Origin of the sequence: Kaistia nematophila, from assembly GCF_026343855.1 — a bacterium.
GTDB lineage: Bacteria > Pseudomonadota > Alphaproteobacteria > Rhizobiales > Kaistiaceae > Kaistia > Kaistia nematophila.
On sequence record NZ_JAPKNK010000003.1, the window covers coordinates 74318 to 100318 of the forward strand.

At 67.0% G+C, this 26001-nt stretch carries 25 protein-coding genes and 1 pseudogene; 11 read left to right on the forward strand and 15 right to left on the reverse strand.

Features of this window, described 5'->3' with window-relative positions:
• Positions 1 to 17 precede the first annotated feature (17 nt).
• The 4 genes from OSH07_RS08865 to OSH07_RS08880 all read right to left on the reverse strand — a co-directional run bounded on the left by OSH07_RS08865 (position 18) and on the right by OSH07_RS08880 (position 4433).
• The gene (locus tag OSH07_RS08865; protein ID WP_266338279.1) at positions 18 to 1610 is read right to left on the reverse strand and encodes a L,D-transpeptidase family protein; all 1593 of its coding nucleotides are present in this window, start codon (positions 1608 to 1610) and stop codon (positions 18 to 20) included.
• Positions 1611 to 1671: 61 nt separating this feature from the next.
• Positions 1672 to 2694, reverse strand: coding sequence for an amino acid ABC transporter substrate-binding protein (locus OSH07_RS08870; protein WP_266338280.1), 1023 nt, complete (start codon positions 2692 to 2694; stop codon positions 1672 to 1674).
• 167 nt (positions 2695 to 2861) lie between these two features.
• On the reverse strand, positions 2862 to 3851 hold the full coding sequence (locus tag OSH07_RS08875; RefSeq protein ID WP_266338654.1) for a potassium channel beta subunit family protein: 990 nt from the start codon (positions 3849 to 3851) through the stop codon (positions 2862 to 2864).
• Between the two features lie 96 nt (positions 3852 to 3947).
• Positions 3948 to 4433: a VOC family protein gene (locus OSH07_RS08880; protein ID WP_266338281.1), complete on the reverse strand. Its 486-nt coding sequence runs from the start codon at positions 4431 to 4433 to the stop codon at positions 3948 to 3950.
• Positions 4434 to 4824: 391 nt separating this feature from the next.
• Between OSH07_RS08880 and OSH07_RS08885 the strand changes: the two genes are divergently transcribed.
• Positions 4825 to 5568 (forward strand): proteasome-type protease, encoded by a 744-nt coding sequence (locus tag OSH07_RS08885; protein ID WP_266338282.1) that lies wholly within the window; start codon positions 4825 to 4827, stop codon positions 5566 to 5568.
• 52 nt (positions 5569 to 5620) lie between these two features.
• Here OSH07_RS08885 and OSH07_RS08890 read toward each other — a convergent pair whose 3' ends face one another.
• From OSH07_RS08890 to OSH07_RS08915, 6 genes are all read right to left on the reverse strand, one after another.
• Complete coding sequence (locus OSH07_RS08890; RefSeq protein ID WP_266338655.1) at positions 5621 to 5890, reverse strand: usg protein; 270 nt, start codon at positions 5888 to 5890, stop codon at positions 5621 to 5623.
• Between the two features lie 155 nt (positions 5891 to 6045).
• The gene (locus OSH07_RS08895; protein WP_266338283.1) at positions 6046 to 6657 is read right to left on the reverse strand and encodes a nucleotidyltransferase family protein; all 612 of its coding nucleotides are present in this window, start codon (positions 6655 to 6657) and stop codon (positions 6046 to 6048) included.
• The gene (locus OSH07_RS08900; RefSeq protein ID WP_266338284.1) at positions 6654 to 7361 is read right to left on the reverse strand and encodes an XdhC family protein; all 708 of its coding nucleotides are present in this window, start codon (positions 7359 to 7361) and stop codon (positions 6654 to 6656) included. Before OSH07_RS08900 ends, OSH07_RS08895 begins: the two co-directional genes overlap by 4 nt.
• On the reverse strand, positions 7362 to 7703 hold the full coding sequence (locus tag OSH07_RS08905; RefSeq protein WP_266338285.1) for an XdhC family protein: 342 nt from the start codon (positions 7701 to 7703) through the stop codon (positions 7362 to 7364).
• A 12-nt stretch (positions 7704 to 7715) separates the two neighbouring features.
• A complete protein-coding gene (locus OSH07_RS08910; protein WP_266338286.1) occupies positions 7716 to 8933 on the reverse strand; it encodes a vWA domain-containing protein in 1218 nt (405 codons plus the stop codon).
• The gene (locus tag OSH07_RS08915) at positions 8930 to 9844 is read right to left on the reverse strand and encodes an AAA family ATPase (RefSeq protein ID WP_266338287.1); all 915 of its coding nucleotides are present in this window, start codon (positions 9842 to 9844) and stop codon (positions 8930 to 8932) included. Before OSH07_RS08915 ends, OSH07_RS08910 begins: the two co-directional genes overlap by 4 nt.
• A 169-nt stretch (positions 9845 to 10013) precedes the next feature.
• Between OSH07_RS08915 and pcaD the strand changes: the two genes are divergently transcribed.
• Positions 10014 to 10799 (forward strand): 3-oxoadipate enol-lactonase, encoded by a 786-nt coding sequence (gene pcaD / locus OSH07_RS08920; protein ID WP_266338288.1) that lies wholly within the window; start codon positions 10014 to 10016, stop codon positions 10797 to 10799.
• Here the strand turns inward: pcaD and OSH07_RS08925 are convergent, their stop codons facing one another.
• The 3 genes from OSH07_RS08925 to OSH07_RS08935 all read right to left on the reverse strand — a co-directional run bounded on the left by OSH07_RS08925 (position 10800) and on the right by OSH07_RS08935 (position 14467).
• Positions 10800 to 11213 carry a DoxX family protein gene (locus OSH07_RS08925; RefSeq protein ID WP_266338289.1) on the reverse strand — a complete coding sequence of 138 codons (414 nt, stop codon included), beginning with the start codon at positions 11211 to 11213 and terminating at the stop codon, positions 10800 to 10802.
• Between the two features lie 108 nt (positions 11214 to 11321).
• The gene (locus OSH07_RS08930) at positions 11322 to 12983 is read right to left on the reverse strand and encodes an electron transfer flavoprotein-ubiquinone oxidoreductase (RefSeq protein ID WP_266338290.1); all 1662 of its coding nucleotides are present in this window, start codon (positions 12981 to 12983) and stop codon (positions 11322 to 11324) included.
• Positions 12984 to 13162: 179 nt separating this feature from the next.
• Positions 13163 to 14467, reverse strand: a complete 1305-nt coding sequence (locus tag OSH07_RS08935; RefSeq protein WP_266338291.1) for a PQQ-dependent sugar dehydrogenase — start codon at positions 14465 to 14467, stop codon at positions 13163 to 13165.
• On the opposite strand from OSH07_RS08935, the gene OSH07_RS08940 reads away from it, so the two are divergent.
• Both OSH07_RS08940 and OSH07_RS08945 read left to right on the forward strand, forming a co-directional pair.
• Positions 14436 to 15404: a uracil-DNA glycosylase gene (locus OSH07_RS08940; RefSeq protein WP_478293585.1), complete on the forward strand. Its 969-nt coding sequence runs from the start codon at positions 14436 to 14438 to the stop codon at positions 15402 to 15404. The two genes, OSH07_RS08935 and OSH07_RS08940, sit on opposite strands and share 32 nt — an antisense overlap.
• Positions 15405 to 15544: 140 nt before the next feature.
• A complete protein-coding gene (locus tag OSH07_RS08945; protein ID WP_266338292.1) occupies positions 15545 to 16849 on the forward strand; it encodes an MFS transporter in 1305 nt (434 codons plus the stop codon).
• A gap of 167 nt (positions 16850 to 17016) precedes the next feature.
• Here OSH07_RS08945 and OSH07_RS08950 read toward each other — a convergent pair whose 3' ends face one another.
• The gene (locus OSH07_RS08950; RefSeq protein WP_266338293.1) at positions 17017 to 17514 is read right to left on the reverse strand and encodes a flavin reductase family protein; all 498 of its coding nucleotides are present in this window, start codon (positions 17512 to 17514) and stop codon (positions 17017 to 17019) included.
• A gap of 273 nt (positions 17515 to 17787) precedes the next feature.
• Between OSH07_RS08950 and OSH07_RS08955 the strand changes: the two genes are divergently transcribed.
• From OSH07_RS08955 to OSH07_RS08985, 7 genes and pseudogenes are all read left to right on the forward strand, one after another.
• Positions 17788 to 18705, forward strand: a complete 918-nt coding sequence (locus OSH07_RS08955) for a branched-chain amino acid ABC transporter permease (protein WP_266338294.1) — start codon at positions 17788 to 17790, stop codon at positions 18703 to 18705.
• Between the two features lies 1 nt (position 18706).
• The gene (gene livM, locus OSH07_RS08960) at positions 18707 to 20086 is read left to right on the forward strand and encodes a high-affinity branched-chain amino acid ABC transporter permease LivM (RefSeq protein ID WP_266338295.1); all 1380 of its coding nucleotides are present in this window, start codon (positions 18707 to 18709) and stop codon (positions 20084 to 20086) included.
• A pseudogene (locus tag OSH07_RS08965) lies at positions 20086 to 20976 on the forward strand (ABC transporter ATP-binding protein); the annotation flags it as partial. The gene livM and the pseudogene OSH07_RS08965, both read left to right, overlap by 1 nt.
• Before the next feature lie 5 nt (positions 20977 to 20981).
• Positions 20982 to 21719, forward strand: coding sequence for an ABC transporter ATP-binding protein (locus OSH07_RS08970; RefSeq protein WP_266338297.1), 738 nt, complete (start codon positions 20982 to 20984; stop codon positions 21717 to 21719).
• 40 nt (positions 21720 to 21759) lie between these two features.
• Positions 21760 to 22104, forward strand: coding sequence for a DUF6867 family protein (locus OSH07_RS08975; RefSeq protein WP_266338298.1), 345 nt, complete (start codon positions 21760 to 21762; stop codon positions 22102 to 22104).
• 160 nt (positions 22105 to 22264) lie between these two features.
• The gene (locus tag OSH07_RS08980; RefSeq protein WP_266338299.1) at positions 22265 to 23383 is read left to right on the forward strand and encodes a branched-chain amino acid ABC transporter substrate-binding protein; all 1119 of its coding nucleotides are present in this window, start codon (positions 22265 to 22267) and stop codon (positions 23381 to 23383) included.
• 101 nt (positions 23384 to 23484) lie between these two features.
• A complete protein-coding gene (locus OSH07_RS08985; protein ID WP_266338300.1) occupies positions 23485 to 24621 on the forward strand; it encodes a branched-chain amino acid ABC transporter substrate-binding protein in 1137 nt (378 codons plus the stop codon).
• Here the strand turns inward: OSH07_RS08985 and OSH07_RS08990 are convergent.
• Positions 24618 to 25865: an NAD(P)/FAD-dependent oxidoreductase gene (locus OSH07_RS08990; RefSeq protein ID WP_266338301.1), complete on the reverse strand. Its 1248-nt coding sequence runs from the start codon at positions 25863 to 25865 to the stop codon at positions 24618 to 24620. The genes OSH07_RS08985 and OSH07_RS08990 overlap by 4 nt on opposite strands.
• Positions 25866 to 26001 lie beyond the last annotated feature (136 nt).

A 26001-nucleotide genomic window follows, 5' to 3' on the forward strand; every position in this document is an offset into this window, starting at 1 on the left:
TCAGCCGAGGCTCATCCTCACCAGGCCAGTGCCTTGCCGTCCAGGGCCGCCAGCAACTTGGCGTCCTGGTTGTAGATGTCCTTGCGGAAATTGACGCCGTCGTCGTCGACCCAGGCGGTGAGATAGGTCAAGTGGATCGGCAACGGCGTGGCGAGCTTGACGACGGTATTCTTCTCCGTCGCCACGACCTTGTTGATCCGGTCCATGTTCCAGCCGGAAATGCCGCCGGCCGTCAGCACCTGAAGGGCGAGTTCAAGCGGCCGGCTCAGCCGGATACAGCCATGGCTGAAGGCGCGCTCGGCCTTCGAGAACGCGCTGCGCGAGGGCGTATCGTGCAGATAGACGTCATGCTGGTTCGGGAACATGAACTTGACCCGGCCGAGCGCGTTCTTCGGTCCCGGCTGCTGGCGCAGCTGGAACGGGAAATTGCCCGGCCCGTAGCTCGACCAGTTGATCGAGGTGAGGTCATAGACGTCCTTGCCGCGCACGGCCTGGAACCCCTGCGAGGCGAGACTGGCGGGGTTGGAGCGCAGCTTGCCGAGCTGTTCCTTGACGGCGATGCCGGCCGGGACCGTCCAGTAGGGGTTGAGCTCGATATAGCGGACCTGGTCGCTGAACACCGGCGTGCGGCTATAGGGCTTGCCGACGACGACCGACATGCGCTCCTCGGCCTGGCCGTCCCTGACCCGGCGCAGCTCGAAGCCGGCGATGTTGACCATCAGATATTGCTGGCCGAGATCGCGCGGCATCCAGCGCCAGCGCTCCATCGCCAGCTCGATTTCCTGAATGCGGTCCTCGATCGGCGCGTTCATCGCGACCAGCGCCGCCGGCCCGACGACACCGTCGACATCGAGGCCGTGGCGCGCCTGGAAGCGCTCGACCGCCTTTACCAGCTCCGCGTCATAGAGCTCGGCATTTCCAGCCGCGGCCGGATCGGCGCCGTCTGTGACCGCGAGCCGCTCGCGAAGAGCGCCAACGCGCGGGTCGGTCATGCCCGGCTTCAGCGTCGGGCCAAGAGGAACCGGCTCCCATCCGCCCTCGGCCTGAAGCTCGCGATATTGCGCCAGCGCGCCCCGAAGCGACGCGTAATAGCTGCTCGGCGGCTGGGCGACGTCGAAATACTCGTCGAGGTCGTCGACCCTCGATATCGCCTGCAGCGCCGCCGCCTGGTCGAAGGTGCGCGTCTTCAGGAAGAAGTTGGGATCGACCTTGCTGGGCAGGAAGCGGCCGACGGAGAGATCGGCGCTATATTCCAGAAAGGCAGCGGAAAAATAGAGCTCGATCAGCGCAAGGCCGCGGAAATCCTCGGGATCGGCGCGCTGCATCAGCGAGAGAAGCTGGTCGGTCGGATAGTCGTCCGGCCGCAGGCCGTCCGCGCCGGCGTCGTTCAGGATCGCGACCAGCGCCTCGGCCCGGTCATCGCGCAGCCAGAGAAGCTCGCCCGCCTGCTCCTCGTAATAGGCGCGCAGCACGTCGCGGCGCTGCTGGATCGGCAAGGGCAGCCTTGGCTCACGCGCCAGCAGGTCGATGGCGTTGATGCGGATGACGGCGAGGTTCCGCTGCATCTCCTCGACGCTGGCGGCCTCGGCCGCCGGAACGCTTGGCAACATCGGCGCGAGCGCGAGAAAAGCTCCCGCGCAGAGCCGGAGGGCGAAACGACGGATCGGGGCGTTATTGAATGGGCGGCGCATAGAGGATTCCGCCTTGCGTCCAGAGGGCGTTGATACCACGGGAGAGTTGCATCGGCGTGTCTTCGCCGAGATTGCGGTCGAAGATCTCGCCGATATTGCCGACGCCGCCGATCACCTGGGTGAGCCAGGCATCCGACAATCCGAGCGGCGGCCCGCTCAAGGCACCGAGCAGGCCGGCCTGCTGCGCCTTGTCGGCGGCGATGGAGGTAGAGCTCAGCCCGACCTCCTCCGCGTCGATCAGGCCGAACAGCACCCAGCGCACGAGATTGACCCATTTCGGATCGTCGTCGCGCACCACCGGGCCAAGCGGCTCCTTCGAGATGACGTCCTTGAGGATGACGTGCTCGTCCGGCTTCGGCAGGTCCGCTCGCTCGCCGGCGAGCGCCGAACGATCGGCGGTATAGGCGTCGCACTTGCCGTCGGCATAGGCCTTGCGGGCGTCCTGCCGCTCGGCGAAGGGCAGGAACGACACCTTGAGGCCTGCCCGTTCGAAATAGGCGGCGGCGTTGTCCTGCGTCGTGGTTCCGCTGACAACGCAGACGGTGGCGCCGTTCAATTGCAGCGGGCTGGTCGCGCCATAGAGCGCCGGCACCATGAAACCCTGGCCGTCGAAATAGCTGACGCCGACGAATTCCAGCGACTGCCCGGCATCGCGCGAAAGCGTCCAGGTGCTGTTGCGGGAGAGAAGGTCGACCTTGCCATCCGTCAGCGCCTTGAAGCGGTCGGTCGCCGACAGCGGCACATAGTCGACCTTGCCGGCATCGGCGAAGATCGCGAGTGCGACCGCCTTGCAGAAATCGACGTCGAAGCCGCGCCAGGTCCCCTGCTCGTCCTTCTCGGAAAAGCCGCCGAGCCCCTCGCTGACGCCACAGACGAGCGTGCCGCGCGTCTTGACGGTCTCCAGCGTCCCCGCCGCCGCATGGGTGGCGGAGCCGGCGGCGAGCAGCAGGCTCAGCGCCGTGGCGCACGCCGAAAGGCGAGCGGAAAGGGATTTCAGCTTCATCGATGGGCCCCGATATCACGACGGCAGTACCGGCATGATACATCGGCGCGCGCCGCCAACAAGGCCACAACCCAAGATGTCGGCCGCGCTGCGACGGAACCCTCGAAACGGGCATGGCCGGGACGAGCCCGGCCATGCGATGTTCTTCGAAGGAGGCGCGTCAGCGCTCAGTAGCGGGCGGGCGCCGCCGGCTTGTTGCCGAGGATGGCGTCGATCCGGTCAAGCACGTCCTGAGTCAGCTTCTCGCGGCTGTCGAGGGCGGCGAGGTTGTCCTCGAGCTGGCTCTTCTTCGAGGCGCCGAGGATGACCGTCGAGACGTTCTTGTTGGCGAGGCACCAGAGCAGCGCCATGTGGTGGATCGGCAGGCCGATCTCCTCCGCCAGCGCCGCCAGCTTCTCGACCTGGGCGATGCGCTGCTTGCCCTTCTCGCCCTGCCAGATCTCCTTCAGCCACTCATAGCCCGGCAGGTCGAGGCGGCTGCCGGCCGGAATGCCCTTGTTATACTTGCCGGTGAGAATGCCGGAGGCGAGCGGGGACCAGATCGTCGTGCCGAGGCCCATCAAATCGTAGAGCGGGCGATAATCGCCCTCGACCTTCTCGCGCTCGAACAGATTGTACTGCGGCTGCTCCATGGTCGGCGGCGTGATCCTGAGGTCCTTGGCGACGGCCCAGGCCTCGGTCAGCTGCTGCGCCGTCCATTCCGAAGTGCCCCAGTAGAGCACCTTGCCCTGCTGCACGAGGTCGTGCATGGCGCGGACGGTTTCCTCGATCGGGGTATCGATGTCGGGGCGGTGGCAGAAATAGAGGTCGAGATATTCGACCTGCAGGCGCTTCAGCGCCGCGTGGCAGGCATCGGTGACATGCTTGCGCGACAGGCCGCGCTGCGTCGGCTTCGAGCCGCCCCAGAACACCTTGCTGGAGACGATGTAGGAATCGCGGCTCCAGGCGAGCTTGGCCAGCGCCTCGCCCATCAGCGTCTCGGAGACACCGGCCTCGTAGCCCTCGGCATTGTCGAAGAAGTTGATTCCGCGATCATAGGCGAGCGTCATGATGTCGAGCGCGTCGCGCTGGTCGACCTGCTTGCCGAACGTCACCCAGGAACCGAGCGAGAACTCGCTGACCTGCAGGCCGGACTTGCCCAAACGGCGGTACTGCATCATCCATCCGATCATTGTTGAATTAGGCTGCGGCATGCGCCGCGCGCGGCAGGCTAGTGCACTTGCTTCCGGCGCGCTACTCCGCCCGCCAAGGGCTCAGGACGCGACGGCCTGCCCCTCATAGGCCCGCCGCAGTTCGGCGATGTCGATCTTCGTCATCTGCAGGTAGGCCTCGGTGACGCGCTGCGTCTTCTGCGGCTCGGGATCGACCAGCATCGGCGCCAGGATGCTTGGCACGATCTGCCAGGAAATGCCGAACTTGTCCTTGAGCCAGCCGCAGCGCCCCGTCGAGCCGCCCTCGGAGAGCCGCTCCCAGTATTCGTCGATCTCGTCCTGCTCCTCGCATTTGACCACGAAGGAGATCGCCTCGTTGAACTGGTAGCGCGGACCGCCATTGAGGGCGGTGAACTCCATGCCCTCCAGCTGGAACGTCGCCGCCATCACGCCGCCCTTCGGCCCCGGCCCGGCATCGCCGAAGCGGGCGACCTTGCCCACCTTGGCATTCTTGAAGATCGAGACATAGAAGATGATCGCCTCTTCGACCTGATTGTCGAACCATAGGAACGGCGTGATCTTCTGCATGGTTTTGCCCTCCTTGCTGCAACCGTGACGGCCCGAATGCCCCCATCCGGGCCACCACGGCGTCACGGCGATGTCGGTGCCGTCGCGGCGAGGAACAGATCCGGAATTGCAGGATGCCGGGACGCCCCCCGGGCCGATCCCGCGCCGCGACCAAAGAAGGAAAACGCCATGCCCGCCCTTGCGTTCCCCGCCGCCCTCGCGCGGGCCGGTCACGGTTTCGACAAGCCGGGCCACCCGTGGATTGGACTATGATGGCGACCGACGCCGGCCTTCGCCGCGGGCCGGGTGCCGCTGCAAGCTGTGCGACAAGCCCCGCGAGGCCCGCATTTTCGCTTGCACCTCAATTCTGCGGCTCTAAAAGAGCGGCCGGGGCGGGCAGGACGAAGAGTCTATGACTTATTGCGTTGGAATCCTGGTGCGCGACGGACTGGTCATGCTGGCCGATACGCGCACGAATGCCGGTCTCGACAACATCGCGACGTTCCGGAAGCTGCACCTCTACCAGACCGAGGGCGAGCGGGCGATCGCGGTCGCGACCGCCGGCAATCTCGCCGTCAGCCAATCCGTCCTGAACATCCTGACCGAAGGCCTCGAAAATCCGGAAACCGGGCGGATCGAGACCATCCATACCATCCCTTCCATGTTCAAGGTGGCGCAGTTCGTCGGCCGGGCCATCCGCGAGGTCTATCGCATCCATGGCCAGTCGATGGAGCAGCAGGCCGCGAGCTTCGACGTCACCATGCTGCTCGGCGGCCAGGTCAAGGGCGGGCGGCTGCGCCTGTTCATGATCTATCCGGCCGGCAATTTCATCGAGGCGACGACCGACACGCCCTACCTGCAGATCGGCGAGCACAAATACGGCAAGCCAATCCTCGACCGCGCCGTCACCAGCGACACCGCGCTCTACGAGGCGCTGAAGCTCGGCCTCGTCTCTATGGATTCGACGCTGCGCTCCAATCTCGGAGTCGGGATGCCGATCGACATCGCCGCGATCCGCCGCGACGACCTGCGGTTCGAGATCTCCCGCCGCGTCGATGACGGCGACGAGTATTTCGCCAGCCTGCGCGAGCGCTGGTCGGCCGCGCTGCGCGCCGCCCACCAGGCGATCCCCAACCCTCCCTACGACAAGCCCTGAGGGACCCGCGCCGGGATCGCTGGACGCGGGCTGCGCGGGTACGGCCGCGGCGTCAGTGCAGCGCGAATTCGGTGGCGATCCGGCATTCGGCCGGCCCGATCAGGCTCTGATGGGCCACGCGCACCGAATGAAGCGGGCCATCGATCTCGCGCCGCCAGAAGTCGAGGAAGCCGGTCAGCTCCGGGAATTCCGGGGCGAGGTCGTATTCCTGCCAGACGAAGGTCTGCAGCAGGGCCGGATGGTCCGGCAGGCGGTAGAGGATGTGGGCAGTCGTCAGGCCATAACCCGAAAGCTGGCGCAGCAGGGATGACGGCATGGGCACCTCATCTTGCATCGGCAGTCCCTCACGAGGACTTGCCCATGCTCCCCCCTGCTCCGAGTCGTTTCAATCGAAAAATCAATGATTCATCATTTATATCAAAAGGTTAGCAGCATAGGCGCCTGAGTGCTGCCACAGTGTGAGACACAGTCCCGCGCCTATCCGGGCAGGCGCCCGCCCGCCGCGTCGAGCGCGTCCGGCGTGTCGATGTCGAGCGCCACTTCGGGACCGATTTCCACCTCGACGACGGCGCCGGCATGCGCGCCGATCAGCTGGCGGGCGCCCATGTCGCCTTCGATCGCCTGCAGCGCCGGAAAGAACCCGCGCGACCAGAGCACGGGATTGCCGCGCCTTCCGCCATGGGTCGGCACGACGATGCATTCCGGCGCCGCCGGGTCGAACGCGGAGATCAGGCGATCGAGGATGGCGCCCGTGATCCCGGGCATGTCCGCGAGCAGGACGACGACCCCGTCCGGCCCGTCCCCGAGGCTGGCGACGCCCCGCCGCAGCGATGTCGACAACCCCGCGGCATGGTCGGGATTGTCGATGAAGCGCACGCCGGCGCCGGCGAGTGCCTGCTCGACAGCCTCGCGCTGATGGCCGGTCACGACCGTCACCGAGGCGGCGCGGCTCGCGAGCGCGGCGTCGGCGACGATCCGCACCAGGCTGCGGCCCCCGATCTCCGCCAGCAGCTTGTTCGGCCCGCCCATGCGCCGGCCCTGCCCCGCCGCCAGCACCAGCGCCGCGATCGCCGGCCCGGCGTGCGTCACGCCGCCATGCCGCGCTTGCGCAGCGCGTCCACGATTTCCGCCAGCACCGAAACGGCGATCTCCGCCGGGGATTGCGCGCCGATGGCAAGCCCGATAGGCGCGCGGATGCGCGCGACGTCCGCCTCCTCCAGCCCGGCCGCCGTCAGCCTTTCGACGCGCTTCGCATGGGTCTTGCGGCTGCCGAGCGCGCCGACATAGAAGCAGTTCGCCGCCAGCGCCGCCTGGAGCGGCATGTCGTCGATCTTCGGGTCGTGCGTCAGCGCCGCCACGGCCGTGAACGGGTCGAGCGGCAGGCGCCGCAACGCCTCCTCCGGCCAATGCGGCATCAGCGCGACGCCGGCGAAGCGCTCCTGTGTGGCGAAGGCGGTGCGCGGATCGATGATCGTCACGTCGAAGCCGGCGATGCGGGCCATCGGCGCCAGCGCCTGCGCGATATGCACCGCGCCGATGACGACGAGGCGCGGCGGCGGCACATGCACGGTCAGGAAGAACTCGTCGCCCTCCGCCGTGCGGACCAGGCCGGAATGGGCGGAGCGAAAACGTTGCGGCAGGATCTCGCCAAGCGCCGGCTCGATCATCAGGTCGAGGCCGAGATCGTTCTCGCGCACCAGACGGACGAGGCCCGAGGCAAGATTGGTGATCAGGATCGCGGCCTGCCTCTGCCCGCGCGCCTCGTTCAGCCCTTGCAGCGTGAAGCGATCCATTCACACCACCTTCTCGACATAGATGCGGATGCGGCCGCCGCAGGAGAGGCCGACACGCCAGGCCGTCTCGTCGGCAACGCCATATTCGAGCAGGCGCGGCTCGCCCGAGGCGATCACCTCGATCGCCTCGCCGATGACGGCGCCCTCGACACAGCCGCCGGAGACGGAGCCCTCGAAATGGCCGTCGGCGTCGATGACGAGATGGCTGCCCGCGGGGCGCGGCGCCGAGCCCCAGGTCTCGACCACCGTCGCCAGCGCCACGGTGCGGCCGGCCCGGATCCACGCCTCGGCGGTGCCGAGCACGTCGGCGTCCCCCAGGCCAAGCGGTCGTTCAGCGGACATGATCAACCCTCCTCAGGCCACGGCGAGAAAGCGACGGGGATCGGCGGCACCGACCGCCGGCCCGAAGTGGAGCGCGTGGACGAGATCGGCCAGCGCCTCCAGCGAATGCACGGCGCGAAGCTCGTCGACATGGGGGAGCATGGCGCGGATGCCGCGCGCCTTCGCCTCGAAGCCATCGAAGCGCAGCAGCGGATTGAGCCAGATCAGCCGCCGGCTGGCGCGATGCAGCCGCTCCATCTCGGCTGCGAGATCGTCGCCGCCGTCGCGCTCCAGTCCGTCGGTCACCAGCAGCACGATGGCCCCCTGCCCCAGCACCCGCCGCGACCACAGCCGGTTGAAGACGCGAAGCGTCGGCGCGATCCTCGTGCCGCCCGACCAGTCCTCCACCGCCGCCGCGCAGGCGGCGAGCGCCGCGTCCGGGTCCTTCAGCCGCAACGGGCGCGAGACGTTGGTGAGCCGGGTGCCGAACAGGAAGGCGTCGACCCGCCGCGTCGCGCCGAGCGCGTGCAGGAAATGCAGCAGGATGCGGCTGTAGCGGCTCATCGAACCGGAGATGTCGCAGAGCGCGACGACGGGCGGCAGCGCGGTCGCGTGCCGGCGAAAGGCGGGCAGGATCAGCTCGCCGCCATTTCGCAACGCGAACCGCAGCGTCCGGCGCGGATCGATCCGGCCGCGCGCGGCCGAAACCAGGCGGCGCTTCGGCTGCCGGTCGCCGGCAAGCGTCAGCCGGCCGATCGCCGCCTCCGCGTCGGCGAGCTCCGCGGCGCTCATCTGGGCGAAGTCGCGCTTTTGCAGCCGCTCCTCCGCCGAAACGGCGAGATGCTCGCGCTCGGGACCCGGATCATCGTGAGCCTCGGGCGCGCGATCGCCGAGCATCGCCTGCGTCACACGGGCGGCCGCGGCGGCCTGCGCCGGCGACGCCTGGCCGGGCGGCCGATCGACGAAGACCGGTGCACGCAGACGGCCGCTTCGCCAGAACTGGCGGAACGCCTCGTCGAACACCGGCCGCTGCTCGCGCCGGCTCAGAAGCGTGGCGTGCAGCGCCCAGTAGAAGTCGTCGCGCGCGGCGGGACCGACGATCTCGGCGGCGCGGAGCGCATCGGCGATCGCCGCCGGCCCGACCGGCACGCCGGCCCGGCGCAGCAGCCGGCCGAACTGCAGGATGTTCTCGTCGAGCCTGCCGCCACCCGGAGGCGGACGATCGTCAAGAAGGGCGGGCGTCGCCGTCATGCCGCCGCCTCCTCCCGTGCCGCCGCGACCAGCGCCCGCACGCGGTCTTCGTCCAGCCGGGCGATATCGTCCTGGTATTTGAGCAGGACCCCCAGCGTGTCGGTGACCATTCCCGGCTCCAGCGCCACCTGGTCAAGCTCGGAGAGAGCCGCCGCCCAGTCGAGCGTCTCGGCGAGGCCCGGGCTCTTGAACAGCCCTTCGCGGCGCAACGACTGCACGAAGGCGACCACCTGGCGCGACAGGCTTTCGCCCGCGCCCGGCACCTTGGCGCGCAGGATCCTGAGCTCGCGCGCACTGTCGGGATAATCGACCCAGTGGTAAAGGCAGCGCCGCTTCAGCGCGTCGTGGATCTCGCGCGTCCGGTTGGTGGTAACCACGACGATCGGCGGCTCGGCGGCGCGGATGGTGCCGAGTTCCGGCACGGTCACCTGACTGTCGGCCAGCACCTCGAGCAGATAGGCCTCGAACGCCTCGTCGGCCCGGTCGAGCTCGTCGATCAGGAGCACCGGCGCCCCGCCCGGCCCCGCCTCCAGCGCCTGCAGCAGTGGGCGGCGGATCAGGAAGCCCTCGGAAAAGACGTCGTCGACCAGCCGCTCCCGGTCGACGCCGCCAGCCGCCTCGGCGGCGCGGATCTCGACCATCTGCGCGGCGTAGTTCCATTCATAGACGGCCGAGGCGACGTCGAGCCCATCATAGCATTGCAGGCGGATCAGGCGGCGGCCGAGCCGCTCCGCCAGCACCTTGGCGATTTCCGTCTTGCCGACGCCCGCCTCGCCCTCGAGGAAGAGCGGCCTGCCCAGCCGGAGCGCCAGAAACAGCACGGTCGCCAGCGCCCGGTCGGCGACATAGCCGCCATCGGCGAGCAGCGCCTCGGTGGCCTCGATCGAAGCGGGGAACGGCCGGTCGGACATCGCAACTCCCTGCAACCCGGAACAACCTACCGGCCTGGCGCGGACATGAACCAGACTCTTGGCCGGATCGCTCGCATTCGCTAGGCTGATGCAAGCAACGCCCTTGTCAGGGGCCTGTGGCCATCATGCGGGCCGATCCGGCCGGCTGGCAAGTTCGACGGGGTATCTTATGCCACTGATCGCTATGGACGACGGCATCCGACTGAATGTCGAGGCCGATCCGGACAATGGCAAGCCGGCGCTTCTTCTCGCCAATGCGCTCGGCACGAATCTCGGCATGTGGAACGACCAGCTCCCTGCCTTCCGCGAACATTTTCGCGTGATCCGCTTCGACGACCGCGGCCATGGCGGCTCGGACGTCCCCGACACGCCCTACACGATCGATCGGCTCGGCCGCGACGCGCGCAGCGTGCTCGACGCGGTCGGGGTCGAGAGCGCCCATATCGTCGGGCTGTCCAAGGGGGGCATGGTCGGCGCCTGGCTCGCGGCCAACAAGCCGGACTATGTCGACAAACTGGTGATCTGCGCCTCGGCGCCGCATCTGCCGCCGCGCGACATGTGGGAAGGCCGGGCCAAGACGGCCCGCAACGAGGGCCTGACGGCGCTGGTCGATTCCGTCATCGGTCGCTGGTTCCGCGAAGGCTTTCGCGCCGGCGCGCCCCAGGTGGTGGCGCGCATCCGCGAGATGATCCTCGGCACGCCGGCCGAAGGCTACGCCGCCTGCTGCGAGGCACTGGGGGAAATGGACCTGCGCGACGACCTCGAGCTGATCCAGTCGCCGACCCTCGTCGTCTGCGCCGATCACGACGCCAGCGTCCAGCCGGCCAAGGCGCGCGAATGGGTGGCGGATATCGACGGCGCCCGGATGGAGGTCATCCAGAACGCCGCCCATCTTTGCAATGTCGAGCAGCCCGAGGCGTTCAACCGCGTCGTGCTCGATTTCCTGCGCGCCTGATCAGGCGCGCTCACGCTTCAGGAGCGCATCGACGCTCCAGCGGCCGGGACCGGCGAAGACGAGATACAGGAAGATGAAGCAGTAGAGGATGGCGGCGTCGCCGCCATTCAGCACCGGATAGACGCTGCGCGGGGCGTGGGCGAGCCAGTAGGCGAAGGCCATCAGGCCCGACAGCACGAAGGCAACCGGACGCGAGAACAGGCCGATCAGCAGCAGGAAGCCACCGAACAGTTCCAGCATACCGGCCGTCCATGAAAGACTGAACATCGCCGGGGCTTTATCCGAAGCCGGGAAACCGAGAATCTTCTGCGTTCCGTGCGCCATGAAGATCAGCGAAGAAACGATACGCAACAACCCCAGCGTATAGGGTTGAAACTTAGAAATCTTCTCAAATAGCACTACGAGTGTCTCCATGTGATCAGTACGCCCCTGCTAACACGGCAGGGATATCGCGCCTAGAACACGAAGACACAGAATCGGGGACTGCGGATAAACTTGTGATCACGCGAACGTGATCACAGTTCACATATTCGGATAGTTCGGACCGCCGGCGCCCTCGGGCGTCGTCCAGTTGATGTTCTGGTTCGGATCCTTGATGTCGCAGGTCTTGCAGTGGACGCAGTTCTGCGCGTTGATCACGAAGCGCGGGCCGTCCCCGTCCTCCACCCATTCATAGACGCCGGCCGGGCAATAGCGCGTCGACGGGCCGGCATAGACGTCGTGCTCGGACGTCTTCTGCAGCGCCGCGTCCAGCACCTTCAGATGCACCGGCTGGTCTTCCTCATGGTTGGTGTTCGACAGGAACACCGAGGACAGCCGGTCGAACGTCAAGACGCCATCCGGCTTCGGATATTCGATCTTCTTGCAGGATGCCGCCGGCTTGGTCGCGGCGAAATCCGGCTTGCCGTGCTTCAGCGTGCCGAACAGCGTGAAGCCGAGCGTGTTGGCCCACATGTCGATGCCGCCGAGCGCGATGCCGAGATAGGTGCCGAGCTTCGACCACAGCGGCTTGACGTTGCGCACCCGCTTCAGGTCGCGACCGATCGGACCGGCGCGCCAGTTCTGCTCGTAGCCGAGGATCTCGTCATGCGCGCGGCCGGCCGCCAGCGCGTCGGCGACGTTGTCTGCCGCCTCCATGCCCGACAGCATGGCATTGTGGCTGCCCTTGATGCGCGGCACGTTGACGAAGCCGGCCGAGCAGCCGATCAGCGCGCCACCCGGGAAGACCAGCTTCGGCACCGACTGGTAGCCGCCCTCGGTGATCGCGCGCGCGCCATAGGAGATGCGTTTGCCCCCGGCGAAGACGGGGGAAATCGTCGGGTGCGTCTTGAAGCGCTGGAATTCCTCGAACGGCGACAGATAGGGATTCTCGTAGTTCAGGTGCACCACGAAGCCGACGACGACCTGATTGTCCTCGAGATGGTAGAGGAACGAGCCGCCGCCGGTCGAGCCGCCGAGTGGCCAGCCGAACGAATGCTGCACCAGGCCGGGCTTGTGCAGCTTCGGATCGACCTGCCAGAGCTCCTTTATACCGATGCCGTATTTCTGCGGCTCGCGGCCCTCCGCCAGGCCGAAGGATCCGATCAGCTGCTTGGCGAGCGAGCCACGGGCACCCTCGCCGATCAGCGTATACTTGCCGCGCAGCTCCATGCCGCGCTGGTAGTTCGGGCCGGGCTCGCCGTCGCGGCCGACGCCCATGTCGCCGGTGGCGACGCCCGCCACCGCGCCATTCTCGTCGAACAGCAGCTCGGCGGCGGCGAAACCCGGATAGATTTCGACGCCGAGCGCTTCGGCCTTCGCCGCCATCCAGCGGCAGACATTGCCGAGCGAGACGATGTAGTTGCCGTGGTTCGACATCAGCGGCGGCATCACGATGTTCGGCAGCCGCACCGAGCCGGCCGGCCCGAGAAACAGGAACTGGTCCTCCCTCACGGGCGTCTTCAGCGGCGTGTCGTCCTCCTGCCGCCATTCCGGCAGCAGCTTGTCGAGCGCGATCGGATCCAGCACGGCGCCGGACAGGATGTGCGCCCCCACCTCGGAGCCCTTCTCGACGACGACGACCGAGATATCGGGATCGCGCTGCTTCAACCGGATGGCTGCCGCGAGCCCGGCAGGACCCGCGCCCACGATCACAACGTCAAATTCCATCGCTTCGCGATCGGGAAGCTCTACCGAGGTAGCCATGCGTGCCCATCCGGTTCTGATTGTTGGGTCCTCTTTAGAAGAGCAACAATCCTCAGGCAATGGCGAAAATATAGTGATGCGAAGGACTTGATGAGCATCGCGCATCAACATGATGCGGATCCGGCGCGAAGGTGCCGCATGGGCCGCGCAACGGAACGACGGGCCCGAATGACGGCGAATTATTTCGCCGCCCGAACCCGCCAGACAGTTCCGTTCGCATCCTCGGAAACATAGAGGGCGCCGTCCCCGCCGACCGTGACGCCGACCGGACGGCCCCAAAGCTCATGGTCGGAGAGGATGAAGCCGGTCATGAAGTCCTGATACGCGGCGGTCGGCCGACCGTCCTGCATCGGTAGACGTACGACCTTGTAGCCGGTCGGCTTGCCACGGTTCCAGGAGCCGTGCAGCGTGACGAAGGCATCGCCGCGATATTCGGCCGGGAATGCGTCGCCCTCATAGAAGGCGATGCCGAGCGGCGCCGAATGCGGCTGCAGCAGCACGTCGGGCACCGTGACCCGATCCCTAAGGTCGGCGCGGGCGCCGTCATGGCGCGGATCCGGGTTGGCGCCGATATAGAACCAGGGCCAGCCGTAGAAGGCGCCGGCCTTGACGGAGGTCGCGTAGTCGGGCGGCAGGTTGTCGCCGAGCCCGTCGCGCTCATTGGTGACGCACCAGGGGGCGCCCGTCGACGGCGCGATGGCGAGGCCCGAGCAATTGCGGATCCCGGCGGCGAACGTGCGGAGATTGCCACCGTCCGGGTCGGCGACGAGCACGGCGGCCCTGCCCGCCTCCGCCCCCCAGGCAGCGCCGAGACCATGCTCGCCTTCCCAGGCCCGGATCGCCTCGGCGCTCTTCTCGCCCATCCGCTCGCCGGCATTCGAGGCCGAGCCGACCGAGATGAAGAGCTGCTTGCCGTCCGGCGAGAAGGCGATGTCGCGCGTCCAGTGCGAGCCGCCCTTGGGCAGGCCGCGAACGACGATCTCGGCCTTGCCCAGCGCCTGCCGGTCGCCGGCGGCATAGGGGAACCGTACGACTTGGTCCGTCTCGGCGACATAGACGAAGCGTGGATCGGGACCGGGGGGATAGAAGGCGATGCCATAGGGACGGTCGAGCCCCTTGGCGAAGACGGCCGGCGCGGCATCGCCGCCCTCGGCGAGCACGCGCACCTGGCCGGCGCCGCTCTCGGCCAGGAAGATGTCGCCGTTCGGCGCGGTGCGCAGGACACGCGGAGTCCTGAGCCCTTCCGCCACCAGCTCCGCCACGAAGCCGGCCGGCACGCGGGGCAACCGGCCCTTCGGCCGCGCCACCGTATCGGGCTGGGTCGCCACCGATTCCGTCGCATGGGGCGGCGGCAGGTCGCCGGGCTCGACCCGATGCGTCCCGCCCGGCCGGTCGGCGCGCCAGTCGCCAAATGTCGATGGCGCCTGCGCCAGCGCCGTAGCGGGAAGCAGGATGAGGGCGGCGGCCAGCAGGCGTGCGATCAACGGCGAAATCTCCCTGAATGATGCTAAGGTGCGCGAGCGCCACCGGGGCGACTTAGACGCTCGACACGGACGCCCGTTGCGCCTACTCAAGAACGATATGATGGCTTCCGAGTTGCAACCTCCGTCCCCCGAAGCGCTGGCGGCGCTATTGGATTGGTACGTCGCCAATGATGTCGACGTGGCGATCGAGGAAGAGGCTGTCAACCGGCTGGTCGCCCGCGCCGCCGAGGAAATCGCGCCGGAGCCGACCCCGCGGCCGATGCCGCCCGTCTTCGACGCCGCGCCGCGTGCGCAGCCATCGCTGCCGATCGCCACCGCGCGCACGCCCGAGGCCGAGGTTCTGGCCGCGCGCGAGGCGGCCGCGAGCGCCCCGACGCTGGAAGCGCTCCGCGACGCCCTCGGCCGCTTCGAAGGCTGCGCGTTGAAGACGACGGCGAAATCCCTGGTCTTCGCGCAGGGCAATCCGAATGCCCGGGTCGTTCTGGTCGGCGACCCGCCTGGCCGCGACGAGGACCTGCAGGGCGAGCCCTTCAGCGGCGCGGCCGGTCCGCTCGTCGACCGCATGCTGGCGGCGATCGGCCTTTCGCGCGCCGAGGTGCATCTCGCGAACATCGTGCCGTGGCGGCCGCCGGGCAATCGCGCGCCGACGCCGCAGGAGACGGCGGTCTGCCGCCCGTTCCTCGACCGCCAGATCGAGCTGGTCGATCCCGACTACCTGATCTGCCTCGGCCCGATGGCGGCCAAGGAGTTGCTGCCGACGACGGAGGGGCTGCTTCGCATTCGCGGCCAGTGGTTCCCCTACGACACCGGCCGGCGGCGGATCCGGGCAATGGCAACCCTTCATCCGTCCTATCTGCTTCTGCAACCGCTGCAGAAGCGGCTGGTCTGGCGCGATCTTCTGGCGCTTCGGGCCGCGCTCGATGAGAAAAACGCGTAAAGATCTGGCGGATCGCTAGTTTTTCATGCCGTAAACTCAATATTCACCACAAAGTGCCATCATTTGGACATGCGAGCGGTCGACAAAGCCGCAGCACCACAATCGATTCAATTCGGCCGCATTCGGCGCCCCCGGTCCAGATGGCATCCCAGCTCATTCCCGTCGCCGCGCTCCTCATCGGGTCGGCACTTCTCCTGATCGCAGGCGGCATCCATGGCCTGCTCCTCCCGATCCGCGGGGCGATCGAAGGGTTCTCGACCACGGAACTGGGCCTGATCGGCACGGGCTGGGCCGTCGGCTTCGTGCTGGGCTGCATCGTCGTGCCGCGCATCGTGCGCCGGGTGGGCCATGTCCGCGCCTATGGCGTCATGGCCTCGATCGCCGGCGTCGTCATCCTGCTCAACCTGCTGATCATCTCGCCCTGGGCCTGGATCGGGCTACGCGCCTTTTCCGGCTTCTGCTTCGCCGGGGCCCAGATGATCGTCGAAAGCTGGCTGAACGAGCGCGCCACCCGCGAGAACCGCGGCACCATCTTCTCCGTCTACCAGATGGTGAATTTCGCCGCATCGACGGCCGGCCAGCTTCTGCTCGCCACCGCGCCTGCCGAAGGCTTCTTCTTCTTCGTGCTGGGCGCCATCTTCTACAGCCTGGCGATCCTGCCCTCGGCGCTGTCGACCGCGCAGACGCCGCGCCCGCTGAAGACGACGAAGATCGACCTGCGCAGCCTGTTCCGCAATTCGCCCGTGTCGGCGGTCGGCTGCTTCCTGATCGGCCTCGTCAACGGCGCGTTCGGAACGCTCGGCGCCGTCTATGGCCAGAAGATCGGTCTGCCGACGGCCGTCATCGCCTTCTTCATGAGCGCGGCCGTGCTCGGCGGCGCCATCACGCAGGTGCCGCTCGGCAAGCTCTCCGACAAGATCGACCGCCGCCTCGTGCTGATCGGCGTCGCCGCGGCGGCGATCGTGATGAGCCTTGCCATCGCCTTCGTCAGCCCGACCCAGCCAACCGTCATCATCGTGATGATCGCGCTGTTCGGCGGCATGATCTATCCGATGTACGGCCTCGCCGTGGCGCATGCCAACGACTATGCCGCGCCGGACGATTTCGTGAAGGTCGCGAGCGGCCTGCTGCTGATGTCGGGCTTCGGCACCATGATCGGCCCGATCATCGGCGCGCTCGCCATGACGCATCTTGGCCCGGCCGGCCTCTTCACCTTCTTCTCGGTGATCCACGTCGTGCTGATCGGCTACACCGCCTTCCGCATGTCGCGGCGTCCGGCCCCGCGCGACGTGCCGCGCGACGCGTTCCAGTCGATGCCGCCGCTGAAGAACGCGACGCCGGAGACGATCGCCCTCGACCCGCGCGCCGAAGACGGCAAGCCGGCCCAGACGGTCGCGCCCGCCACGGCGCCCCTCCCGGCGCCGGCCACGACGCCGACGATCTGAGGCCCCTCACACCGCCCCTCTCCCGCAAGCGGGCGAGGGAGCGCGCCGAGCCTCGTCTTCAGGCTTCGGCCACACCGACCGAATGAACGAAGCGGACGCCCCAAAAGCCCTCTCCCGCTCGCGGGAGAAGGTTCGGTGAGGGTCTTGCTGGCTGGATGCCTGCCGCCTCAGACGCGGTGATAGGTGCGGTCGAGATACACCAGCGCGCTGTCATGCGGGCCGACGCGCACCGCCTCGACGACACCGAACAGCACCGAATGGGAGCCCTGCTCGACCACTTCCGAGAGGCGGCAGTCGAAGCTCGCGCGCGCGGATTCGAGCACCGGCGCGCCGGTCGCCAGCGTCACCCAGGAGCCGAGCGCGAAGCGCTCCGGCATGGAAAGGCCGGTGCGGCCGGCGAAGGCCTCGGCCAGGCCCTGCTGGCTGCCTTCCAGCGTGTTGATGCAGAAGATGCCGTTCTGCTTGAAGGCGGCATTGGTCAGGCTCTTCCGGTTGACGCAGACCAGCACGATCGGCGGCCGGTCCGAAACCGAGGTCACGGCCGAGGCCGTCAGGCCGCACGAACCGCCTGCCCCGGTCGTCGTCACCACATGGACCGGAGCGACAAGGCGACTCATCGCCTCGCGGAACATTGCCGGATCGACCAGATCCGTGAGCGTATCCATGCCTGTTTCTATCCCAATCCTCGAAGCATCGTCACCTCTGGTGGTACCGGGTCGGGCCGACGCCGACAAGCCGCCCGCTACGAAGCAGGATAAAAATCGGGCCACCTACTTATAAGGTCGACTTATCACTTACCCCAGCGTCAGCGAAGTGTTCGGTATGGCTTGTTGTTTTGTTCGGTTCGTGTACCTAATCGAGGGATAAATGAGAGGCTGGCCTACGGGCACGGACCTCCGGGAACAAAAAGAACTAAGCTGCATGCGGGGATCCATGAGATGGACGTATTCCTACAACAATTGATCAATGGGATCACGCTTGGGTCAATCTACGGCCTGATTGCGATTGGATACACGATGGTGTTCGGCATCATCGGAATGGTCAATTTCGCCCATGGCGACGTATTCATGACATCGGCGTTCATTGCGCTGATCTTCCTGCTGGTCCTGACGACAGTACTTGGCATGACGTCAATGATATTGGCGCTGATCATCGTGATGGTGATCGCCATGGTGCTGACCAGCCTGATGAGCTGGGCGATCGAGCGGGTCGCCTATCGTCCGCTGCGCGGCTCGTTCCGCCTGGCGCCGCTGATCTCGGCCATCGGCATGTCGATCGTCCTCTCCAACTTCGTGCAGGTCGCCCAGGGCCCGCGCAACAAGCCGATCCCGCCGATCCTGAGCGGCGGCATCGAGGTGATGAACTCGAATAACTTCGCCGTCACGCTCTCTTACAAGCAGATCCTCATCTGGGTGACCACGGCCGTGCTGCTGGCCGGCTTCTGGTATCTCGTCCAGAAGACCTCGCTCGGCCGCGCCCAGCGCGCCTGCGAGCAGGATCGCAAGATGGCGGCGCTGCTCGGCGTCAATGTCGACCGCACCATCTCGCTGACCTTCGTGATGGGCGCTGCGCTCGCCGCCGTCGCCGGCACGCTGTTCCTGTCCTATTACGGCGTCGTCAACTTCTCGGACGGCTTCGTGCCGGGCGTGAAGGCGTTCACCGCTGCCGTGCTCGGCGGCATCGGTTCGCTGCCCGGCGCCGTCATCGGCGGCCTGCTGATCGGTCTGATCGAGACCTTCTGGTCCGGCTATTTCTCGATCGACTACAAGGACGTGGCCGCCTTCTCGATCCTCGCCATCGTGCTGATCTTCATGCCGCAAGGCCTCCTCGGACGCCCCGAAGTCGAGAAGGTGTGACATGGCTGAAGCTACCCCGAAACAACATGGCCCGGATTTCTCCGCGGCCGTGAAGGACGCCCTGTTGTCCGGCCTCATCGCCCTCGGCCTGTTCGGGCCGCTGGTCGGGCTCAGGACCGAGCAGAACATCCGCAACGAACTGGTGGTGCAGGGTCGCTGGGGGCTGCTCGCCTCCGTCATCGCCGTCATCGTCGTCGGCCGCTTCCTGCTGCTGACGCTGGTCTGGCCGGCAATGGCCGCGCGCAAGGAGCGCGCGGCGCCCGCCTCCGACACGCCGTCGCCGCTGCGGCAGGCGGTTTCGCGCTGGTTCGCGCCCGCTTCGCTCGTCTTCCTGTTCCTCTATCCGGCGATCATCGTCAGCCTGCTCGGCTTCCAGGGCTCGCTGAAATGGGTCGACAATTTCGGCATCCAGATCCTGATCTACGTGATGCTCGGATGGGGCCTGAACATCGTCGTCGGCCTCGCTGGCCTGCTCGACCTCGGCTATGTCGCCTTCTATGCGGTCGGCGCCTATTCCTACGCGCTGCTGTCGACCCATTTCGGCTTCTCGTTCTGGCTCCTGCTGCCGATGGCCGGCATCTTCGCCGCGCTCTGGGGCATTATGCTGGGCTTCCCGGTGCTGCGCCTCAGGGGCGACTATCTCGCCATCGTGACGCTCGCCTTCGGCGAGATCATCCGCCTGGTGTTGATCAACTGGCGCGACCTCACCAATGGTTCCTCGGGCATCAGTTCCATCCCGAAGGTCACGCTGTTCGGCATCAAGTTCGACGCCTCGCCGACCGGCTTCGCCAAGATGTTCGACCTGCCGATCTCGTCGGCCTATTACAAGATATTCCTCTACTACCTGATCCTGCTGCTGGCGCTCTTGACCGCCTTCGTCACCATCCGCCTGCGCAAGCTGCCGGTCGGGCGCGCCTGGGAAGCGCTGCGCGAGGACGAAATCGCCTGCCGCTCGCTCGGCATCAACACCACCAACACCAAGCTGACCGCCTTCGCGCTCGGCGCCATGTTCGCCGGCTTCGCGGGCTCCTTCTTCGCCGCGCGCCAGGGCTTCGTCAGCCCGGAATCCTTCACCTTCATGGAATCGGCGATCATCGTGGCGATCGTCGTGCTCGGCGGCATGGGCTCGATGGTGGGCGTGGCGCTCGCCGCCGTCGCCATGATCGGCGGCACCGAGGTGCTGCGCGAACTCGACTTCCTGAAGACGGTGTTCGGCGACAACTTCAACCCCGACCAGTTCCGCATGCTGATCTTCGGCCTCGCCATGGTCGGCATCATGATCTGGAAGCCGCGCGGCTTCGTGTCGTCGCGCGAACCGACGATCTTCCTGGCGGAGAAGAAGTCGATCTCCGGCGCCCTCGTGAAGGAGGGCCATGGCTGATGTCGGAAGCCCTCTCCATGTCCAGCCCGGCCTTGCTGCCCTGGGAACAGAACCCGGTCCTGAAGGTCGAGCATGTCTTCATGCGCTTCGGCGGCCTGATCGCGGTCAACGACCTCTCCTTCAGCGTCGGGCGCGGCGACATCACCGCGCTGATCGGCCCGAACGGCGCCGGCAAGACCACGGTGTTCAACTGCATCACCGGCTTCTACAAGCCGACGCAGGGAATGCTGCGGCTCGAGCACGCCGCCGGCACGACCTTCCTGCTGGAGCGGATGCCCGACTTCAAGATCTCGGCCAAGGCCAGGGTCGCGCGCACGTTCCAGAACATCCGCCTGTTCTCCGGCATGACCGTTTTGGAGAACCTGCTGGTGGCGCAGCACAACACTCTGATGACCGCTTCCGGCATGACCATTCTCGGCGTGCTCGGCCTGCCGGGCTACCGCAACGCCGAGAAGAAAGCGGTCGAGAAAGCCAAGTACTGGCTGGAAAAGACCGGCCTGACGCTCCGCGCCGATGACCCGGCCGGCGACCTCCCCTATGGCGCCCAGCGCCGGCTCGAGATCGCCCGCGCCATGTGCACCGAGCCGGAACTGCTCTGCCTCGACGAACCCGCCGCCGGCCTCAACCCGCGTGAATCGGCCGAACTGAACGCCCTGCTGCTCGGCATCCGCGAGACCGAGAAAACCTCGATCCTGCTGATCGAGCACGACATGTCCGTGGTCATGGAAATCTCCGACCACGTCATCGTGCTCGAATACGGCACCAAGATCGCCGACGGCACGCCCACCGAGGTGCGCAACGATCCGCGCGTCATCGCCGCCTATCTCGGCGTGGACGACGAGGAGATCGAGGTAGTCGAGGAGAAGCTGGACGAAATCATCGAAGGGGCGGCGACATGACCGGTCAGAACGGGGCGCCGCTGCTGTCCGTGCAGGGCGCCAAGACCTATTACGGCAAGATCATCGCGCTGAAGGGCGTCGACGTCGACGTCCACCAGGGCGAGATCGTGACGCTGATCGGCGCGAACGGCGCCGGCAAGTCGACGCTGATGATGACGATCTGCGGCAACCCGCGCGCCCGGGAAGGCAGGATCTTCTTCGAGGGCCGCGACATCACCGAACTGCCGACGCACGAGATCGCGCGGCTCCGGATCGCCCAGTCGCCGGAAGGACGCCGCATCTTCCCGCGCATGACCGTCCTCGAAAACCTGCAGATGGGTGCAGCCCTCGACAAGCTCGCCCATTTCGACGAGGACGTGGAGCGGATGTTCACGCTGTTCCCGCGCCTGAAGGAGCGCATCGGCCAGCGCGGCGGCACGCTTTCGGGCGGCGAGCAGCAGATGCTGGCGATCGCCCGCGCGCTGATGGCGCGGCCGAAGCTTCTGATGCTCGACGAGCCGTCGCTCGGCCTCGCGCCGCTGATCGTCAAGCAGATCTTCGACGTGATCGGCGAACTGAACCGGACGGAGGGCCTCACCGTCTTCCTGGTCGAACAGAACGCCTATCACGCGCTGAAACTCGCCCATCGCGGCTATGTGCTCGTGAACGGCGTCGTCACCATGTCGGGAACCGGCAAGGAGCTGTTGCAGAAGCCGGAGATCCGCGCCGCCTATCTGGAAGGCGGTGCGCATTGACCCGCTTCCAGTCCCGTTCCGCTGAAAGTGAGCATTCCTGATGTCGGGCATCCTCTATGAAGAAGCCTCGATGGTGACCTTCATCTTCGTCACCATCATCCTCGGCGGCGCCGGCGCCTGGATGACGGGGCGCGCCTGCGCCCTGACCTGGCGGCCCTATCCGATGCTGCTGTTCTACCTGCTGGTGCTGTCGTTCGGCGTCCGCTTCATCCATTTCTCGCTGTTCCAGGCGACGCTGCTGTCACTGCATTACTGGATCGTCGACGCCATCTTCGTGCTGGCCGTCGGCTCGATCGCCTATCGCTATACCCGCACCAATCAGATGGTGTCGCAATACTACTGGCTTTACGCAAAGTCCGGCCCGCTTTCGTGGCGGAGTTTGTGAACCTGTTCCCAAGGTCCAACAACGTCGAAAGGTTGATGCAAGACTGAATCCAGAATCCGGATGACAGCCTCAATGAAATCGGCAAGATAACCGATCAAGGCGACCCGTCATCCGCCGAAAGGGCGAAAGCCCACCTTCCAGATCCAACGGGAGACTTTGAATGAAGAAGAGCATCCTCTCGAGCCTGGCGTTCGCCGCGGGCTTGACGCTGGCCGGACTGGCCCATGCCGACGACATCAAGATTGCCGCCGCAGGCCCGCTGACCGGTCCGAACGCCGCCTTCGGCGCCCAGATCCAGAAGGGTACCGAGCAGGCCGTCGCCGACATCAACGCCGCCGGCGGCATCAACGGCAACAAGCTGGTCCTGTCGCTCGGCGACGACGTGTCCGATCCGAAGCAGGGCGTCTCGGTCGCCAACAAGTTCGTCGGCGACGGCGTGACCTACGTCGTCGGCCACTTCAACTCCGGCGTCTCGATCCCGGCCTCGGAAGTCTATGCCGAAAACGGCGTCTTCCAGATCTCGCCGGCCTCGACCAACCCGAAATTCACCGAGCGCGATCTCTGGAACACCTTCCGCACCTGCGGTCGTGACGACCAGCAGGGCGCAGTGGCCGGCAAATACATCGTCGACCACCTGAAGGACAAGAAGATCGCCATCATCCACGACAAGACCCCGTATGGTCAGGGCCTTGCCGACGAGACCAAGAAGGCCGCCAATGCCGGCGGTGTCACCGAGGTCCTGTATGAAGGCATCAATGTCGGCGACAAGGACTTCTCGGCCCTCATCTCCAAGATGAAGTCGGCCGGCGTCGAGGTCATCTATTACGGCGGCCTGCACCAGGAAGCCGGCCTCATCGTGCGCCAGGCTGCCGAGCAGGGCCTGAAGGCCGTGCTCTTCTCCGGCGACGGCATCACCGACCGCGAATTCGCTGCGATCGCCGGCCCGGCCGCCGACGGCACGCTGATGACCTTCGGTCCCGATCCGCGCCTGAACCCCGACGCCAAGGAAGTGGTCGACCGCTTCCGCGCTTCGGGCTTCGAGCCGGAAGCCTACACGCTCTACTCCTACGCAGCCGTCCAGATCATCGCCCAGGCGATCGAGAAGGCCGGCACGACCGACCCGCAGAAGGTCGCGGAAGTGGTGAAGACGGGCGGCCCGTGGAAGACGGTTCTCGGCCCGCTCTCCTTCGACAAGAAGGGCGACCGCACCACCGCCGACTACGTCGTCTACTCCTGGGTCAAGGATGCCGACGGCAAGCTGGACTACAAGCAGCTCTGATCGCGCCGCCTGAATGCGAAGCGCCCGCGTCTCCCGACGCGGGCGTTTTCTTTTGGTCCGCCGCCGGGCATGATCGCCCCATGCCCCGAAAAGGACGACCGATGTTCCGCGCCAACTGCCTGTCCGACCGCCTGCCCGCCCGTCTTGCCTGCTCTCTCGTCCTTTTCGCCGTCGTGGCGGCCGGCCCGGCCATCGCCGACATCCGCATCCTGGCGGTCGGGCCGATGACCGGCCCCTACCAGGCGCTCGGCAAGCAGATCCGATCCGGAGTCGAGACGGCGGTCGACGCGCTCAATGCGCGCGGCGGCATCCATGGTGAACGGATCAGCGTCGACATCGAGGATGACGCCTGCAAGGCCGACGCCGCCGTCGCCGCCGCCAACCGCGCCGTCGGCCGTGGCGACCAGCTCGTGGTCGGCCATGTCTGCGCCGAGACGGCAATCGCCGCCGGCGCCGTCTATGCCGCCAACAAGCTCCTCGCGATCACGCCGGCGGTCACCGCCAACCGCTACACCGACGAGCGCGGCGGGCCGACGCTCTTCCGCCTCGCCGCCCGCGACGACGCGCAGGCGCCAGCCGCCGGAACCTTCCTGGCCGAGCGCTTTGGCGGCAAGCGCATCGCCGTGCTCAATGACGGCTCGCCCTATGGCAAGCCGCTGGCCGAGGCGACGCGGCTCGCCATGAACGCTGCCGGCAAGCGCGAAGCCCGCCTCGACACGTTCGACCCCGGCGCCAAGGAATACAACGCTCTCGCCGACCGCCTTGTCGCCGACGCGATCGACGTGGTCTTCATCGGCGGCGATCCCGGCGACATCGCGCTGATCCTGAAGGCGCTGCGCGCCAGAGGCTCGCAGGCGGCCGTCATGGGCGGCGACTCGCTCGCCACCAGCGAATTCACCGGCGCGGCCGGCGACGCCGCCAACGGCACGCTCCTGACCTTCTTCACCGACTGGCGTCAGGCGCCCTCCGCGCAGGACGTCAGCGCCGCGCTTCGCACCGCAGGCGTCGAACCGCAGGGCTACGTGCTGCCCGCCTATGCCGCCGTGCAGCTCTGGGCCGAGGCGAGGCGGACGGGCGGATCGGCCGATGGCGAGGGTCTCGCCGCGACGATCGCCGGCGCCACCACGCCGACGGTGCTCGGCGCGATCGCCTTCGACGGCAAGGGCGACGCCCAGATCCCCGGCTTCGCCGTCTATCGCTGGCAGGACGGTCTGCTCGTCCCCGAGACGACGCCCTAGCGGAAACGCGTCGGGCTGAACGGGGCCGGGTCGACGAAGGGCATCTCGCGGGTGATCAGTTCGGCGAGCAGCCGGCCGGTGGCCGGGCCGAGCGTGAAGCCGAGATGGCCGTGGCCGAAATCGAGCCAGAGGCCGGGATGGCGCGGCGCCGGGCCGACGATCGGCATCGAATCCGGCAAGCAGGGCCGCGCCCCCATCCACGGCTCCGCCTCGATCGGTTCGCCGAGCGGGAACAGCGCCCGGACCTGCGGCAGGATCTTCTCGATCTGCACCGGCGTCGGCGGCGCGTCGCGGTCGTCGAACTCGATTCCCGAGGTGATCCGGTAGCCCTGCCGCATCGGCGTCAGCGCGTAGCCATGCGCGACATCGACGACCGGGCGCTCCAGCACGGCGTCGCCGCGCGGCTTGAAATGCAGGTGATAGCCGCGCTTGACGGCAAGCGGATAGCGGTAGCCGAGCGGCTTCAGCACATCCATCGCCCACGGGCCGAGCGCGACGACGACATCCGGCGCCGCCGCCTTGCGCTCGCCCATGTCGACGACCCAGAGATCGTTCTCGCGCCGCAGCGACAGCGCGTCGCCATGCGCGAAGGTGCCGCCCATCGCCTCGAACAGCCGCGCATAGGCCTTGGTAACGCCGCCGGGGCTCGCCACCGAGACCGTATCCGGCCAGAACACGGCGCGGGCGAACACCGGCGCGAGGTCAGGCTCGAGATCGGTAATCTCGTGATTGTCCAGGATCTCGTAACGCACGCCGAAGCGCTTCGCGAGGGCGAGATGCGCCTTGGTGTCGGCCTCGAAGCCGGCGATGCTGCGATAGCCCTTGATCCAGCCGGTGCCGCGGAAGAACTCGACCGCCCTGCCCTTGCCGGCCAGAACGCCATGCTCGCTCGCGGCATGGGCGAGGATCGGGTTCATCGCCTCGGCATAGGCATCGATGGCGCGCGGCGCCGATTCGGCGCGAAGCTTCAGCAGCCAGGGCGCAATCTTCGGCAGGAAGCGCCTGTTGTAGTGGAGCGCGGTTTCCTCGTTGCGGCCATACTTCCACAGCGCGCCGAACTGGCGCGGAAAGACGATCGGATAGAAGCCCTCACGCTCGATGACGCCGGCATTGCCATAGGACGTCGCCTCGCCAGGATCGCGCCTGTCGATCAGGGCGACAGTGCGGTTGCGCTTCTGCAGGTTGAGCGCGGCCGAGACGCCGACAATGCCTGCGCCGAGCACGATCGCATCGAACCGTTCCATCGCCTTGTCGCCGGGAATCGCTTTCGTCCTTTCCTTCGCTGGCGTGAGTTTGCCTGTCCGGAGCCGGGCGGGCAATTGCCGGGGCGCGATTGCCGTGTTACGGCCGAAACGGACCGTCCGGACCCGCCCTCAACGC

Bases quoted from the DNA above. Each gene is read 5' to 3' on its own strand.
- OSH07_RS08865 (WP_266338279.1), bottom strand. From the start codon at position 1,610: ATGTTGCCAAGCGTTCCGGCGGCCGAGGCCGCCAGCGTCGAGGAGATG.
- OSH07_RS08870 (WP_266338280.1), bottom strand. From the start codon at position 2,694: ATGAAGCTGAAATCCCTTTCCGCTCGCCTTTCGGCGTGCGCCACGGCG.
- OSH07_RS08875 (WP_266338654.1), bottom strand. From the start codon at position 3,851: ATGCAGTACCGCCGTTTGGGCAAGTCCGGCCTGCAGGTCAGCGAGTTC.
- OSH07_RS08880 (WP_266338281.1), bottom strand. From the start codon at position 4,433: ATGCAGAAGATCACGCCGTTCCTATGGTTCGACAATCAGGTCGAAGAG.
- OSH07_RS08885 (WP_266338282.1), top strand. From the start codon at position 4,825: ATGACTTATTGCGTTGGAATCCTGGTGCGCGACGGACTGGTCATGCTG.
- OSH07_RS08900 (WP_266338284.1), bottom strand. From the start codon at position 7,361: ATGGATCGCTTCACGCTGCAAGGGCTGAACGAGGCGCGCGGGCAGAGG.
- OSH07_RS08905 (WP_266338285.1), bottom strand. From the start codon at position 7,703: ATGTCCGCTGAACGACCGCTTGGCCTGGGGGACGCCGACGTGCTCGGC.
- OSH07_RS08910 (WP_266338286.1), bottom strand. From the start codon at position 8,933: ATGACGGCGACGCCCGCCCTTCTTGACGATCGTCCGCCTCCGGGTGGC.
- OSH07_RS08915 (WP_266338287.1), bottom strand. From the start codon at position 9,844: ATGTCCGACCGGCCGTTCCCCGCTTCGATCGAGGCCACCGAGGCGCTG.
- pcaD (WP_266338288.1), top strand. From the start codon at position 10,014: ATGCCACTGATCGCTATGGACGACGGCATCCGACTGAATGTCGAGGCC.
- OSH07_RS08925 (WP_266338289.1), bottom strand. From the start codon at position 11,213: ATGGAGACACTCGTAGTGCTATTTGAGAAGATTTCTAAGTTTCAACCC.
- OSH07_RS08930 (WP_266338290.1), bottom strand. From the start codon at position 12,983: ATGGCTACCTCGGTAGAGCTTCCCGATCGCGAAGCGATGGAATTTGAC.
- OSH07_RS08940 (WP_478293585.1), top strand. From the start codon at position 14,436: ATGAGGGCGGCGGCCAGCAGGCGTGCGATCAACGGCGAAATCTCCCTG.
- OSH07_RS08945 (WP_266338292.1), top strand. From the start codon at position 15,545: ATGGCATCCCAGCTCATTCCCGTCGCCGCGCTCCTCATCGGGTCGGCA.
- OSH07_RS08950 (WP_266338293.1), bottom strand. From the start codon at position 17,514: ATGGATACGCTCACGGATCTGGTCGATCCGGCAATGTTCCGCGAGGCG.
- OSH07_RS08955 (WP_266338294.1), top strand. From the start codon at position 17,788: ATGGACGTATTCCTACAACAATTGATCAATGGGATCACGCTTGGGTCA.
- livM (WP_266338295.1), top strand. From the start codon at position 18,707: ATGGCTGAAGCTACCCCGAAACAACATGGCCCGGATTTCTCCGCGGCC.
- OSH07_RS08970 (WP_266338297.1), top strand. From the start codon at position 20,982: ATGACCGGTCAGAACGGGGCGCCGCTGCTGTCCGTGCAGGGCGCCAAG.
- OSH07_RS08975 (WP_266338298.1), top strand. From the start codon at position 21,760: ATGTCGGGCATCCTCTATGAAGAAGCCTCGATGGTGACCTTCATCTTC.
- OSH07_RS08980 (WP_266338299.1), top strand. From the start codon at position 22,265: ATGAAGAAGAGCATCCTCTCGAGCCTGGCGTTCGCCGCGGGCTTGACG.
- OSH07_RS08985 (WP_266338300.1), top strand. From the start codon at position 23,485: ATGTTCCGCGCCAACTGCCTGTCCGACCGCCTGCCCGCCCGTCTTGCC.
- OSH07_RS08990 (WP_266338301.1), bottom strand. From the start codon at position 25,865: ATGGAACGGTTCGATGCGATCGTGCTCGGCGCAGGCATTGTCGGCGTC.